Below are 13,522 nucleotides of genomic sequence, written 5' to 3' on the forward strand. Positions count from 1 at the left end.
ACCGTCAAAATTCGCCAATGCCTTGCTGTGCAAGCTTTACCCTTTGCCCAACCTAGAATCTGTCTACAATAACTAAGTAACAGAATTTCTCATTAGCAAGGAGATGGTTCATGCCACAAGTGGATAAGGATTCTTTTAAAACCGCACTTATCGAGCTTGGTCACAACCCAGCCGACTACTCGGGTAAGAAGCTTTCCATCGATGGGATGGCGGCGCTCTACGAACTTGATAGTGAGATTATTTTAGATGCTATTGACCAAAAGTCGATTGCAGCCCACTATGACTATGCCAACGATACTATTTGGGTCGACGCTCTTGATGCAGCCCACTTTTACTATTGCATAAGGTCCGAGGCCAATCTATATGCACCATAGGTGTTGAATACTGAGCATTTTTGAAGAGATCGAGTTCCCATGAGCCTGCTGACCCACTTAAACTTGAATTACTTACGGATATTTTTAGTGGTGTTCCGCACTCGCAGTATGACACAGGCAGCAAAGGAGCTCCATCTCACTCAATCCGGTGTCAGTCAGCAGATTAAGTCTCTTGAAGAAACCCTTCAGATCACCCTCTTCGACCGTATCAACCGGCGCATTATACCCACTTCGGAAGCGGAAATACTTTACAACGAATGCTCCCGGCGCCTTGATGATCTAGAAGCGGCGCTACGACAGATCTCTAATCAGGAAAAGGTTCTTAAAGGCAAAGTCAAAATTGGTTTTCCACCTATTTTCGGCAATCACACCATCGTTCCCATCATCACGGAATTTGGCAAAGACTACCCCGGAGTTCGCTTCGACTTAAGGAACGGTTTAGCGTCCGAGATGATACCGCTGCTCCTTCAAGGTCAACTTGATTTCGCTTTCGTAGATTCATTTGTTACAGATTCTTACTTGATCCAAAGGCCGGTTGCTGCTGAGAACCTTGAGTTAATATGCCATAAGAACATCCTTGAGGAGTATGGCCCCTACCGCCACAGCATGGAGTTCTATGAAAAGCTTCCTTATGTTTCCTATACGGAGAGCGAATCGATTCTCAACTCCTGGTTTCAAGCGAACTTCAACCGAACGATCTCTGAGCCAAACATTCGAGCAACAGTGATGGATTGTAATGTGGCAGCCACTCTAGCAGTAGCAGAGATCGGCGCGTCTATTGTTCCACAAGATCTAGCTCAAAATTTACTAAGCCACAACAAGCAGATTTCCATATTATCGAGCCAGACTAAAGTGACGAACAACATTTCCGTAGTTCACCTTAAAAAGCGCACTATGGGCGCAGCTGCACAGCAATGCTATGAGTGGATTTCAGAGTCCTTAACCAAAATGTAGTCACCGGCGCCATAGCATGCATGTCTTGTCTGATAGGGTAAACTTGGACATAAGCTTCGCTAATTTTAAAAATAAAGTATAACTAATTTTGAATTTTGGATTGCTTTTTGTAAAACATATATAAACTTACAGAGGAAATGGAACGGGATCACCTTACAAACTGTTTTTCGCCATCCAGCTTTTTCACTACTTCCGATTACTGTGTCAATCCTATCCGCCTAGCCCGTTCCGTCCTCATGAGTCCTACCACTTGCCTAACTGCCAGCAAACGCCTTCCCTCAACAGCCACGGCCTAAGCAGCCAGATAGCGTTGCAATCGCTTTTTTCCTAGGCTTGAGGTAGGATGTCGTTTCGTTTGTATGACGTTTTTAAAGAGAGTCATGATGGCCCGATTGAATCTGATCGTTAGTAACCAGGCTGCCTTCCAAGTACCAAGCCACTGTGGCCAAAAAAAACATACAGGAATCCATGATCAGGTGTTTTATTCATGGCAAGCTGATGCCGTGGACGATGCCACTCAAAATTTGCGTAAGACGCTCAATCAACAAGGAATCACTGCCATTCTTTGGCAAGAGTCTCCTATCAAAGCAGCGTTTTTCGACATGGACTCTACGGCCATTGGTCAGGAGACTATCGTCGAGCTTGCTGCATGTGCAGGCAAAGGTGATGAGGTCCATCGGATTACCGAGGAAGCCATGGCGGGCAAGCTTGATTTCGAAGAGGCCTTGCACAAGAGAGTTGCGACCCTCAAGGGCCTATCAACGGGTATTTTCGAGCAAGTCCAGAAGCGGCTTGTCATCAACCCTGGCTTAAGAGAATTTAGCCGCCATGCAAAGGCGCAAGGGATTGCTCTATACTTGGTTTCCGGTGGCTTTATTCCTTTCGCGCAGCGAATTGCGCAAGAACTAGGCTTTGATGGAGTTCACGCCAATCACCTAGACACAGCCAACGATCAACTGACAGGTACAGTATCAGGAACGATTGTGGATGGCGCCGAGAAAAGGAATTTCCTAGAGACTACTGCTCGCCTTAAAGGGTTCGAACCATGGGAAACTCTCGTTGTCGGTGATGGTGCCAATGACTTGCCAATGATGAAGCTGGCTGGAATCGCTATTGGATACCACCCCAAGCCTCTTCTGATCGACCCATCACACGGCGCAATCTATGACAGTCACCAAACTCTTATTTCGGTTATTGATTAATTACATATCACACAGAGGAAACGATGCTCAAATTCCACAAGACCTTGAAATCAGCTTTGGCAAAGGCAAGCCATCTATCGTTTGTTGCTAGCGAATCAGCCTATAAAAAGGGGCTCTATAAAAAAGTATTGGATGAAGAGCTCTTTAGCATGATGTCATCGGAGCTGAAGAAAGCTGAAGCAGGACTTTCCGGCAAATGCTTTAACTCCTATACCGCCAATAAAAGCATTCGCACGGTGAGCTTCGCGGTTCTGCCTCAAAAAGTCTCCCGAGGTAATAGCCCCACCCGGAAGGAATGGGTTTACAAACATACCGCAAGCATCGAAAAGCACGAAAATAGCACTATCATCCTCGTTCTCGATAAGGAAGATCACTATGTTGCTGCTGCCAGCGCTATTGCGCGGCGCGTCCGACTCTACTCCCAGAAAACCGGAGATACCGAAAAGCGGAGCTTTCATGTTGTCGCTATTGATGCATCTGGAAACGAGATCGCACCCAACAAGCGGGTGAGTGCCGTCGCGGATGGGGTTAGCTGGGCTTGTATGGCTGTGGACACTCCTCCCAGCGATTTCAATCCTAAAGCCGTCGCTGCTGCTGCCAAAGCCCTATTTAAAGGCAATAAGTCTGTTAGCAGCAAAGAAATTCAGGGCAGCAAGCTCGTTGAGGAAGGGCTTAACGGTATTTTTGCCGTTGGCAAATGCGCGGTTGAGGCCCCTCGAATGTTGATCTTAGATTACAAGCCTAGCAAAGCCTCTAAAACTGTGGCTCTTATTGGCAAGGGCGTGACCTACGACACTGGAGGATTGAGCCTTAAGATCCAGGGTAACATGGTGGGCATGAAATCTGATATGGGTGGCGCAGCCGCAGTGGTCGGTGCCTTTAAATCACTAGTAGATGCCAAGTGTTCTCATCGAGTCATCGCCATCCTCGGCCTTGTTGAAAATGCCATTGGACCAGAGGCCTACAAGAATGACGACATCATCACCATGCACTCCGGCAAAACAGTGGAGATCAACAATACCGATGCTGAAGGTCGCATTGTGCTCGCTGACTGCGTATCCTACGCGGCCCGGACCTATGAACTCGATCTCGTTGTTGATGCTGCCACCCTAACGGGAGCACAAATGATTGCAACTGGTCTGCTCCATGCCGGAGTTGTCAGCAATGAAGATAAGGTTGAAGATCTCGCTATGAAAGCAGGCAAGTCTTCTGGAGACTTGGTATCACCTCTTCCCTTCGCTCCAGAATTCTTCAAAGCTGAATTTAGTAGCAAGGTCGCCGATATGAAAAACTCGGTGAAAAATCGAATGAACGCTCAATCTAGCTGCGCCGCTCAGTTCATTCATAACCATATTGAAGACACCGAAACACCTTGGCTTCACATAGATCTTGCCGGTCCTTCATTCGTTGGTGGTCTCGGGTCTGGCTTTGGAGTAGCGCTGATGTTTGAAATTGTAGAGAACCTGTAGAAATTCAAGTCTCCGACTCCAGGCAGGCCCAGAGCCTGCCTTTCCTTTCTTTCATTTGCACTAGCGCCTAGTCGGTTTGAAGCCTCGGCGTTGTTGACTTTGTCACTCGCTCGTCACCGTACTCCGCACGTATGGCCGAGAATTCAACTTGACTAAGCACTAGTCCAAAAGACGGCGAGTCAACCAACGCCCTTGAGGCAAAAACCAGCCAATACCAAGTGCGCTTTCTAGTGGAAAGTCGCTATTATAGATTCCATTATTTACAATGGGTCGCTTCAACTGGGAGTCAGTGACACGCAGGTTGATAAAGACGTCTTCTGTAACAAAGGCCCGATAGAAAAAGTGAGACCCCACAGCCAAAGTTAGCCCCGACGACACCTTATCATCCACTTTCACCCATTGAAATGTAGGTCCTCCTTGAAAATGAAGTCCAAAACTACCCACTGGGGTAAAAAGGGTTGGACCGATAGAGAAATAAAGCATAGCGCCCAAATCAAGTACCTCGTGGAGGCTTTCGGGGTTACTGCCTTGCTCATAGCTCAATTGGTAGAAGTGTGTCCTCGCAGACACGTAGTCATCAAGAATCAAGTCCCAGGCATCAAACCCACGGGGATGGTTGATTCTCGTGACTCCAAAGCCAGACATGAACCTCGGGAGGTTATACTTCTCATCCAAATTCTCGTGTGAAAATGTATCCCAGATGCGATTGGGAGCTTCGTATAATAAAGAGTTCGGAAACAAGCTAAGGGCAAGATTTAAGAAATGATTTTCTTTCCGACTCTTGCCGTCATTCAAGCTCCCAAGGGGTGTGCTGGATTCCGCGACAACTCTATTTTTATGAATATCAAAATATCGACCATGAAGAAGTGGATTCTCAGGATCGATATTTAGGAACACAACACCATTGGCATTCTGGTTAAAGGCTATTTGTAGCAGATGCTGACCACCAAGTAAGCTCGGGTTGAGTGACTCATCGAAGCTGAAATTTAGCAAAGACAATTCGTACTTAATCTGATCGTTGAATACATAGCGAGGACACGGAGCACCCTGGTCCTGCTTCTCGATCCAATACTCTACCAACTGATCTCCGACCAACTCATCCTCATGGGCTGGTGGTAGAACAAGGTAGTTGGGGCAATAGGCCTCTGATAGGTCTCTATGATTGGTATAAAGGTGAAGGTAGGTAGGGCAGTCCCACATCGCCCCTGTATACCAATCTGTAGCGAGCAACCCTAAGCCGGAGACATCTCCTTGCAGCAAACTTACCAAAGTTAAGCCGAGATTTGGCAAAATGGAACCAGCCCACCGAGGTTTACAAGATACTGACATCGACCGCGAACCTTGCTTAAACGTCCAAGAACTATCGCGAGTCAGCTCTAAGACCTGAGGAGCTTGAAAGTGTTCTCCCGACCCAAGCTGAAACCAATTGGGACGATGATTGGTGTCCACAGAAACAAATTGCTTTCTGCCAGCCAACGTTCCACAAGAGGAGATCAGCAAGGAAAGAAGTGACGTCATGAACAAAGACTTCAGCCATGAGTCCTTGAAACCCGCTGGAATGAAGCTGAATATATGGAGGTTGCTCAGACAGAGACAGCACTTAAACACGAAGGTTCCAAATTCAAAAGAGGCTCATTAAAAACGAATACACACAGAGTATGCCAAGAGTCAGCAGGGGCCACAGGGTCAAGTGCATTCCCACAACCCGCCATTTGAAATTCATCTTATCTTGAATCAAGGCCCGGTAGTGAAGTACCCGACCAGCAAAAATCGCAATTCCAATGGGGTGACAGACCCAGGCAGGCACCTGATTACTGATCTCGACAAGGTAAAGAAGTATTAGTAGTAATGGAACGTACGACGCAAAGTTCAGGTGTGCACTGACAACACCAACAATCTCTTCCCCTTGACCAGTTCCTAAGGAAACCTGATGCTTGCGACGAGCTGCGATGGTATCTAATGACATTTTCATGTATAGGCAAGCCAGCAGACCTGCATAAAATCCTGTAAGCACGAGACCTCCCCAATAAATACTCTCGGCCATGGTTGATCATAGCCAAGATCGAGGGGCCATTATGAATTTAAGCCTCCTTTTTTTCAAGGAAAACGCAAGTTTTTATCAAGCCTCATACCAAGCCCCCGATGAAGATGGGACGAAACTTTTTTAGGACGGTTTTTGTGAGTCGACTCATACTCATCTTTGGCCTGTTGATTACCCTCGACCTCACAAGCTCATCATTTGCTGGTGAGTTTCGCGAGCCTACATTTACTATCGAAGCCGATGTCCGAGATCGCTTTTTTATTAGGCAGATCAATGACTACTACATCGGCAACTTTGATGATAAGCTCCCTGCTGACGAAGTTATGCAAGTCATTCGAGATGGAGCATTCAGATTAAGCGATTATTTCTATATTGAAGCAGATCGATACTTTTACTTCGCCTACTACATTCGCAACCTCTCAGGTAAACCACAGACAGTTTATGTGCGCTGGGGTTCTCAATTCACTGAATCTGGTGGCTACATCTTAGATCACTTAAAAAATCCTCAGAGCGCCCTCCCCCTCACCAGATTTCCCAGTGACCATGATGTGTTTTTCGGAGAGGTACCCACAGGAGATTCCTTGATTGTAGGCTTCCGCCACGGTGATGGAACTATGACTGGTAAAGTAGGAAGCGCCACTATCCGCGACCTTCACTCCATGATTGAGATCACCACTACCGAAGAGGCTATCAACGCGGCTGTTTTAGGTGTTGTAGGCATCATGGCTCTTTATAACTTGGGGATGTTTCTATTCTTTCGAAAATCCTACTTTCTTTACTACATCATATACAGCATCGCGACCTTAACTACCCTTTCCTATATCAATGGGGATTTGATTTGGAGCGTGCCCAAATTTGATTTGGAGCGTGCCCAAGATGGGTTTTTGGTCGACGGTGTCAACTATATCTTTGCTTTGGTTCTGTTATCAAAGTCTTCCCTTACAAAACAAGCATCGTATCTGGAAAACTATGGTTTTTACTATGATAGCCGTTGATGTGGGGCTTGGTTCTTTAACCATGATTTTTCAGAAGGTCGACTATATGTTTATCAGCGCTCCAGCCTCGCTGCTAGTCTGCACCCTACTGAGTATCCGTTGTGCTTGGGATCGCTATTCACCAGCAATCTATCTTATTCTAGGCTGGAGTATCTTTTTCCTAGGCGTTTTAGCCTCTCTGATAAGTCTCAAGTCTGGAGAGTTTAATATCTTAAGTTATGGTATGGTCTTTGGCTTTGCTCTTGAAATCTGCTTCTTCTCCTTTGCTCTTGGTGAAAAGGTACGTCTGGCAGAAAGACAGGCAATTGAAGCTAATGTTCATGCTTTTGAACAATTGAAAAAAGTATTTTACCCTCATCAAATCCAACAAATTAAGGCCGGTCGTGAACTTGAAACTACGATGCCTACGGGTAAAGCCAAAGCCTGTGTGCTGTGTTTTGATATTATTGAGAGTTCAAACATAGCTATCCCATACAGAGACCGGTTTTTAGAAGCAGGAATCAAGCGCTGCGTGAAAATTATGGACCAAGGCTACGATGCTAGCCAGCTAACAGCTAGAGCTTATAGGATTAAAGAGATGGGAGATGGTTTCCTGTGCTCGGTAGGATTTCCCTTCGAGACCGGAGAAGAGCTAGGCATCCCTAGTTCTGCAGTTACCCTTGCAGAGGACTTCATTCGAGAGTTTCAAGCTCATGTGGATGAGCATGATCTAAGTGATCAAGTTTTCTGCTCTATCGGTATCGCATTTGGTGTTATTGAAGGTCGCTACCCCGTTACAGGAGCGGTGGAGTACGATGTTTACGGACCAGCAGTCATTTCTGCCAATCGGTATGAACGGGTGCGAAAAGATCTATTTTCTGCTAAAAACGACTGTCATATTTTAACAATTCAAGACAAGGTTTACGACGAGTTAAGCGACGAGCAGCAAAAGGAATTTGAGTGTCTTAATGTAGAGACTCTCAACTACAGCATCCATGGTGATCGGCGAGCTAAACTACTTTACTGGCTTGAGAGGCGCCCGTCAGGCTTAAAACGAAATCAAGCGTCCTAACCCAAAAGCACAAGCCTTAGGCCCTTAAATCTTAAAGCAAATAAAGATTTCTCGGTTCCCTGTGCGCCCCGCCAACCGGCAATCTTTGGCCTCTACTTGGTGAATGCCAAGCTTATCTAAACCATGGCGCACCTGAAGCAATGCTTGTTGCCTGAGTTCGTCATCGTTAACAACCCCACCCGAGGGAATGTCTTTAGCATCCAGCTCAAACTGAGGCTTCACCAATAGGAGAAAGGTAACACCCTTGTTGGGGCACGATTTTAACATTGAAGGAAGCAAACGCCGTAATGAGTTAAAGCTGATATCAGCGACAACAAGGGAGATCTTCTCATCAATCGGTGATTCAATCCGACGAATGTCGGTTTTCTCCATTGATACAACCCGTGGATCTTGACGTAAAGACCAGGCAAGCTGATTGGTACCCACATCGAGTGCATAGACTTTGTCTGCCCCTGCCTGAAGAAGGCAATCTGTGAACCCTCCGGTTGAGGCACCCACATCAAGAGCTGTCATTCCTGGCACTTGATTCAGCAGCGAAAAATCTGCCAAAGCTCCTTGAAGCTTCCATCCTCCACGGGACACGAACTGATCAGTCTGCCCTTTGATCCGAATCTGCGTAGAAGATTCCACCACTTGGCCAGCCTTGTCAGCTCTCTGGTCATCGACCACCACCTTGCCAGCCATGATTAGAGCCTTGGCTTGACTATGAGATTCCGCAAGACCTCGTTCGACTAAGGCTTCGTAAAGTTTGACTTTTTGTAATTTTTGACCCATTTTCCTACCGCTTAATCCTCTTTGCGTCACTTCGGTATACACAACAAAGCAAAAGATTTCAAACGGATAAAACAAGTGTAAAAATATTTCTAATGGCTTTCCCAAAAAATCCGATCCTACCTCTGACATACCCAGAGCTTAATTCTGTCTGATGATCTCTTTTAGGAGCTAGAGCCAATGTCCAAAAGTACTCTCAAGATTTTATCCATTGATGAGAAGCGGATCACCTCTGATCTCGATAAGGCTGGTTATCGGAAGATCGGTGCCCAGATCATCCATGTTTCTTCCTATGCGGAAGCCGAGAGGATCTTGTCAGAGCAAGAGATCAATATCCTTGTGATTAACTATGATTACAAAGAAGTCGATAGCGTAGCAACCTGCGAGCACATCAAACGCAGTCGCAATATCCCTGTGGTATTTACCAGCGTTCAGAATGTTCCAAAGAAGATTCTAAAAAAGGAACTAGGTCCTGACTTATTTATAGAGCAACCCATACCTCGCCAGTACTTCATCGAAAAGCTCCGTAACCTTCTCGATGAGCAGATCCGCGACACCGATCGAGTCACACACGGTGGATCAGTAGCATTCAATTTTGAAGGGGAAGACGTGAACTGCCCCATCCAAGATATCTCCAAGTCTGGTATTCTTCTATCCACCGAACAAAATTTGCCATCGGGCACGGTCCTCGATATGAGCTTTTCAATTCCGGGTTATAAGAAGCCAATCCGCGTGGAAGGGGAAGTGGTTCGAAAGATCGAGGCCGATCGCAAGCGAGAGCGAGCTGCTGGTCTAGGAGTCCGCTTTAAGGGTTTTAAGGGTGACTCACAAAAGAGGCTCGAAAAGTATATTCTTAAGAGCCAGAATGATGATCCAAAGCTGGTCTACTACCTATAGATGCCAACCAACTATATATTCTAATTTGAGATTTGCAAGCCTCTCATCAGGCTATTTTTGAACTCTCGATTCATGATGCAAGGTTACGACCAATTCGGTCCTCGAAATCCTTCAGAAAGTCGAGAGGATTGATTCGCCCGTCTCGAATCTTGTGATAAGTAACCATCACTTCTTTGATTTCCTCACTCACCATCACTCCTTTACCACCGACCATCAAATCGACATTTGAGCTAAGTAAGTTTTGGACAATGATTATGCTGTCGCGATTCCAAGTAAGTTGAGTTTGTAGATTTTTAAGCCGTCGTTCGATCTTGCGCTTGATACCGCCGATTCGATCAAGTCTCTTTTTAATCTCATCCGACGATCTGCCTTTACGGGCCAGTCGCCTCTGCTCTTTCGACTTTGCTTCCTTAAAGTTCTTTGATTCCTTATCCTCAGCAGACTCCATCCGATGAAGGCGAGCCTCATTGATAGCAATTTTCGACTCAATTTTCCAATCAGCTCCAACCCGGCAAACCGTGATTTTGCCATCGTCAAATCCCAGATTGCCGGTGATCAAGCGATTGCGAACACTGACCATACCACCACCGAGAATTCCTGTTTTCGGGGCAACGATTTTCAGGTTGCCCCCAACGATAATATTGCTATTCATCACTGACTGGCTGACAATCATATCGCCCATAGTGATGATTCGCGAGTTTTCAACGAATCCTGCAACGAGCTTGCCACGAACCTGGATCAACCCCCTCTCGGTAGAGACAATTCCACCCTTGACGGTAAGATTGCGGCCGCAGCGAACAGAAGCCTGACCTATTGTGCCTGTGACCAATAGATTTTCAGTCACATTTACAGTCGCTCCACTTTCAATATTACCTTTAATTTCCGCAGATCCATCAAACTCTAGGTTTCCCGAACTTAGATTCACATCACCCTTGTGTATCAGAATGGGAGAGACATCCACCAGCCGATGGCTAAACGATGGCATACCGTGAATCAGCGATACGAACCGGCCGTGTTCATCTTTTTCAACATTATCACCTGGCCTCACCTTGAGTTTAGGATCATCCTGGGTCGCATGAATGAAGTTGCCAAAGACATCAAGCCCTGGCTTGCCGTCCTCATATCGTATCTCTGCAATCACATCACCTGGATCTACCACAACCCGACTCTGAGCATCTCTCATATCAATGTCCATATGAGCATCTTGCTCAACCAAACCCGAATCCTTATAAGTCTCATAGATGTAAGGTTTGCTTCCTAGCTCAGGAGCACGCCCCGTAGCAACCACCATATTCTTTAGATCATGCTTTAAATCGAATGCACTTAGAACCTGATCAACATGCTTATCATAGCCGGAAGCGATTCCATGATTCTTTAATTCAGCAACTAAGTCCTTACGGCTGAGAATAAAGGTTTGCGACTTGACTTTGGGATGAACGGCTTCGATCCTGGCTTCTAGATCGTTGTTTAAAAATTTGATTTTAAACAAGCTATTCTTAGGAACTTTGGCCTTGTGAATCTTTTCAACGGTCCGAGCCTTCACTTTAGACTTGCTTGCTGGCCTTCTTTGGCTCGCTTCTATAGCTAGGAGGAATACTTTGGGTAGTTCTGCCCCAAGTGCCGCAAGCCCGAACTGCTCTTCTTTCATTTCCTTCATGATATCAGGGCCTAGAAAGCTAGCTTGAGGCAACTGCTTTTGGATTTTTTTGAAAATAGACTTCGCCTTGCTATAGAGTTCTTTAAGTCCATCTGTATCTTGGAAAAAGGAGCTATGAGCAACGTAGAGATAGGCTTCCTTCAAGCTTCGATTAATCGTTGCAGAGACATCAATGGATTGTGGAGTTTTTGTTTTCTTAGCAAACAATGGAAATGGAAGCTTCAAGCACTGGTGAGTCCATCGATAATACGCAGAGCGCAGACTTAGATCAGCAACGCTCTCATCTAGCTCCCTCTGTTTCAGCTGGGACATGATGTTGACCATGAAGCCTTCGTAGGGAGTATCCTTATCCGGAGGGTCTATTTTTCGAATCGTAGTTAGAGCCTTAGCAGAACTAGGTCCCAATTCGATAGACAGCAGCTTGGCCCCAAATCCCAGATCAAAATTAACAATTTTGTCACTTGGTGTTTGGTTCTTAAGTACCGACCAGAAATGAAGAAATTGGTGCTCGAACACATAGTAGAGGTCAATATCACCGTCATCTATGAGCTGACCGAGCTTATTTATAGTTTTCTTCAGAAAGACATGTGGGTCATTTTTTGAATCGTGGGCATGCTTGACCTGTAGCGTCAGCCGGATACGAAAGTTGCTTTGGTTGTAGCTGAGCTTGATATCCATAAAATTACTAGCAAGCCATACCGTTCACGAGACATCCTAATGATTTATCGGTACGCAAAGCCTTAATTTTATGGAAAGTGTTTTGGAACCAAGCCCTTAGAGGCTACGGCAAAGCTCTTGACGGGAAAATATGAAGTTATTATAAATATTTACTGCTTTCAGATGAACTGTGAAATAAGATCGGCTTTGAGCTTTGAAGATCGCTCACTGCACCACAAGCTGGCCGCAAGCCGCTCCAATATCCTGACCTTTGCTGTATCGGATCATAACTCGGACCTGATTTTGGTGAACGAAATCTCGGAACGCCTCTAACCTCGCAGGATCAGGTGCTGTAAAACGGGTTGGCTCGACGTCATTCAAGGGGATAAGATTAAGCTTAATGGGTAATCCTCGCAGCAGTTCCACCAAGCGGGCAGCATGCTCTAGGGAATCGTTCACACCATGAATCACCGTATATTGGATTAGAATACTTTTCTTAGTGCCTGCGTACTGCTTCTTTAGGAAGGCTAAGACCTCTGTGATCGGCCACTTGCGATTGATCGGCATCAGCTGAGACCGCTCCCGTTCCGTGCTCGCATGAAGGCTCAATGCTAGGGTTACTTTGGGTTGTAGACGAAGGATCTCTTTAATTCCATCCAAGTGCCCCGCGGTGGAGACTGAGATACGGCGAAGAGATAGGTTTAAGCCTAGCGGGTCGTTTAGTATATCTAATGATCGGCTCACGTTTTCAACATTGTCAAGTGGTTCACCCATTCCCATAAACACCACATTTGTGATTAGGGTTCCTTCTGGGTAGCCTAGCTTTGATAGCCACCCTGGATGCTGCCTAATCCAGCTGTTGGCCATCATCACTTGGCCAACAATCTCACCGGCAGAGAGATTTCTTTTCAGGCCCATTCGACCGGTGTAGCAAAACGTACAAGCCTGGGCACACCCTACCTGACTCGAAATACAAACGGTAACCCGGCCTCTTTCCGGCATGAGGACAGTCTCGACCAATTCGCCATCGCCTAACTTAGCCAAAAACTTCACTGAATGATCGTAACGAGATAGACGTTCCTGATCAGCTCGAACAGCCTCCGTAGAAAACTCTACGCTCATCGTCTCTTGGAGCTTCTTTGGCAACTGAGATGCCTGCCAGGGATGCGATAAGAAAGCTTTGTAAGCCTCGCGGAAGAGGGTATCAGCATGTAAAATAGGCACAGAAAATCGTTCGCTACAAAGCCCTTGTAGTTGCTGACGGCTAAAATCGAAAAAATCCTGCACGAGCCCCTCGTCACTAAGTCAAAACGAATCAAGAGGCAAAAACTAATCAAGTCCCTAGGAAAGTTCAAGACAAATCGTAGTGGTAAGGGGTTCGGTTGAGCCCGCGGAGCCATCTGGTGGGATTCTAGGGGTCTATTCAGCTAGCAAGCCTTTACGACTCACTTCAG

12 protein-coding genes are annotated in these 13,522 nt (G+C 46.1%); 7 read left to right on the forward strand and 5 right to left on the reverse strand.

What is annotated here, in order from left to right; all coding sequences use genetic code 11:
- The first annotated feature begins 110 nt into the window (after nt 1-110).
- From B9N89_RS09135 to B9N89_RS09150, 4 genes are all read left to right on the forward strand, one after another.
- The gene (locus tag B9N89_RS09135; RefSeq protein WP_132317151.1) at nt 111-374 is read left to right on the forward strand and encodes a hypothetical protein; all 264 of its coding nucleotides are present in this window, start codon (nt 111-113) and stop codon (nt 372-374) included.
- Nucleotides 375-413: 39 nt separating this feature from the next.
- Nucleotides 414-1,328 carry a LysR family transcriptional regulator gene (locus tag B9N89_RS09140; RefSeq protein WP_132317149.1) on the forward strand — a complete coding sequence of 305 codons (915 nt, stop codon included), beginning with the start codon at nt 414-416 and terminating at the stop codon, nt 1,326-1,328.
- 359 nt (nt 1,329-1,687) lie between these two features.
- Nucleotides 1,688-2,530: a phosphoserine phosphatase SerB gene (serB, locus tag B9N89_RS09145; RefSeq protein WP_132317147.1), complete on the forward strand. Its 843-nt coding sequence runs from the start codon at nt 1,688-1,690 to the stop codon at nt 2,528-2,530.
- 23 nt (nt 2,531-2,553) lie between these two features.
- Complete coding sequence (locus B9N89_RS09150; protein WP_132317145.1) at nt 2,554-3,999, forward strand: leucyl aminopeptidase family protein; 1,446 nt, start codon at nt 2,554-2,556, stop codon at nt 3,997-3,999.
- A gap of 159 nt (nt 4,000-4,158) precedes the next feature.
- Here the strand turns inward: B9N89_RS09150 and B9N89_RS09155 are convergent, their stop codons facing one another.
- Entirely contained in the window at nt 4,159-5,517 is a 1,359-nt protein-coding gene (locus tag B9N89_RS09155; RefSeq protein ID WP_132317143.1) for a hypothetical protein, read from the reverse strand.
- A 103-nt stretch (nt 5,518-5,620) separates the two neighbouring features.
- A complete protein-coding gene (locus B9N89_RS09160; protein WP_132317141.1) occupies nt 5,621-6,043 on the reverse strand; it encodes an MAPEG family protein in 423 nt (140 codons plus the stop codon).
- 134 nt (nt 6,044-6,177) lie between these two features.
- Here B9N89_RS09160 and B9N89_RS32140 point away from each other — a divergent pair, with 134 nt between their 5' ends.
- Together B9N89_RS32140 and B9N89_RS32145 are read left to right on the forward strand one after the other, a co-directional pair.
- On the forward strand, nt 6,178-7,035 hold the full coding sequence (locus B9N89_RS32140; RefSeq protein ID WP_159455257.1) for a 7TM diverse intracellular signaling domain-containing protein: 858 nt from the start codon (nt 6,178-6,180) through the stop codon (nt 7,033-7,035).
- Nucleotides 6,917-8,086 carry a 7TM diverse intracellular signaling domain-containing protein gene (locus B9N89_RS32145; protein WP_132317137.1) on the forward strand — a complete coding sequence of 390 codons (1,170 nt, stop codon included), beginning with the start codon at nt 6,917-6,919 and terminating at the stop codon, nt 8,084-8,086. The genes B9N89_RS32140 and B9N89_RS32145 overlap by 119 nt, the downstream gene beginning before the upstream one ends.
- A gap of 24 nt (nt 8,087-8,110) precedes the next feature.
- On the opposite strand, the gene B9N89_RS09175 is transcribed toward B9N89_RS32145, so the two are convergent.
- Nucleotides 8,111-8,860: a TlyA family RNA methyltransferase gene (locus B9N89_RS09175; RefSeq protein ID WP_159455258.1), complete on the reverse strand. Its 750-nt coding sequence runs from the start codon at nt 8,858-8,860 to the stop codon at nt 8,111-8,113.
- Between the two features lie 177 nt (nt 8,861-9,037).
- On the opposite strand from B9N89_RS09175, the gene B9N89_RS09180 reads away from it, so the two are divergent.
- Nucleotides 9,038-9,754: a PilZ domain-containing protein gene (locus B9N89_RS09180; protein ID WP_132317133.1), complete on the forward strand. Its 717-nt coding sequence runs from the start codon at nt 9,038-9,040 to the stop codon at nt 9,752-9,754.
- A 70-nt stretch (nt 9,755-9,824) separates the two neighbouring features.
- On the opposite strand, the gene B9N89_RS09185 is transcribed toward B9N89_RS09180, so the two are convergent.
- Both B9N89_RS09185 and rlmN read right to left on the reverse strand, forming a co-directional pair.
- The gene (locus B9N89_RS09185) at nt 9,825-12,089 is read right to left on the reverse strand and encodes a DUF342 domain-containing protein (protein ID WP_132317131.1); all 2,265 of its coding nucleotides are present in this window, start codon (nt 12,087-12,089) and stop codon (nt 9,825-9,827) included.
- Nucleotides 12,090-12,293: 204 nt separating this feature from the next.
- Nucleotides 12,294-13,355, reverse strand: a complete 1,062-nt coding sequence (rlmN, locus tag B9N89_RS09190; protein ID WP_132317129.1) for a dual-specificity RNA methyltransferase RlmN — start codon at nt 13,353-13,355, stop codon at nt 12,294-12,296.
- Between the last annotated feature and the right edge of the window lie 167 nt (nt 13,356-13,522).

Origin of the sequence: Pseudobacteriovorax antillogorgiicola, assembly GCF_900177345.1 — a bacterium.
GTDB classification, from domain to species: Bacteria; Bdellovibrionota_B; Oligoflexia; order Oligoflexales; family Oligoflexaceae; genus Pseudobacteriovorax; species Pseudobacteriovorax antillogorgiicola.

What these genes read in the sequence shown, in the direction of transcription:
- B9N89_RS09160 (WP_132317141.1), bottom strand. Translation starts at nt 6,043, where the DNA reads ATGGCCGAGAGTATTTATTGGGGAGGTCTCGTGCTTACAGGATTTTAT.
- B9N89_RS09140 (WP_132317149.1), top strand. Translation starts at nt 414, where the DNA reads ATGAGCCTGCTGACCCACTTAAACTTGAATTACTTACGGATATTTTTA.
- serB (WP_132317147.1), top strand. Translation starts at nt 1,688, where the DNA reads ATGACGTTTTTAAAGAGAGTCATGATGGCCCGATTGAATCTGATCGTT.
- B9N89_RS09135 (WP_132317151.1), top strand. Translation starts at nt 111, where the DNA reads ATGCCACAAGTGGATAAGGATTCTTTTAAAACCGCACTTATCGAGCTT.
- B9N89_RS09175 (WP_159455258.1), bottom strand. Translation starts at nt 8,860, where the DNA reads ATGGGTCAAAAATTACAAAAAGTCAAACTTTACGAAGCCTTAGTCGAA.
- B9N89_RS09150 (WP_132317145.1), top strand. Translation starts at nt 2,554, where the DNA reads ATGCTCAAATTCCACAAGACCTTGAAATCAGCTTTGGCAAAGGCAAGC.
- B9N89_RS09185 (WP_132317131.1), bottom strand. Translation starts at nt 12,089, where the DNA reads ATGGATATCAAGCTCAGCTACAACCAAAGCAACTTTCGTATCCGGCTG.
- B9N89_RS09180 (WP_132317133.1), top strand. Translation starts at nt 9,038, where the DNA reads ATGTCCAAAAGTACTCTCAAGATTTTATCCATTGATGAGAAGCGGATC.
- B9N89_RS32145 (WP_132317137.1), top strand. Translation starts at nt 6,917, where the DNA reads ATGGGTTTTTGGTCGACGGTGTCAACTATATCTTTGCTTTGGTTCTGT.
- B9N89_RS09155 (WP_132317143.1), bottom strand. Translation starts at nt 5,517, where the DNA reads ATGACGTCACTTCTTTCCTTGCTGATCTCCTCTTGTGGAACGTTGGCT.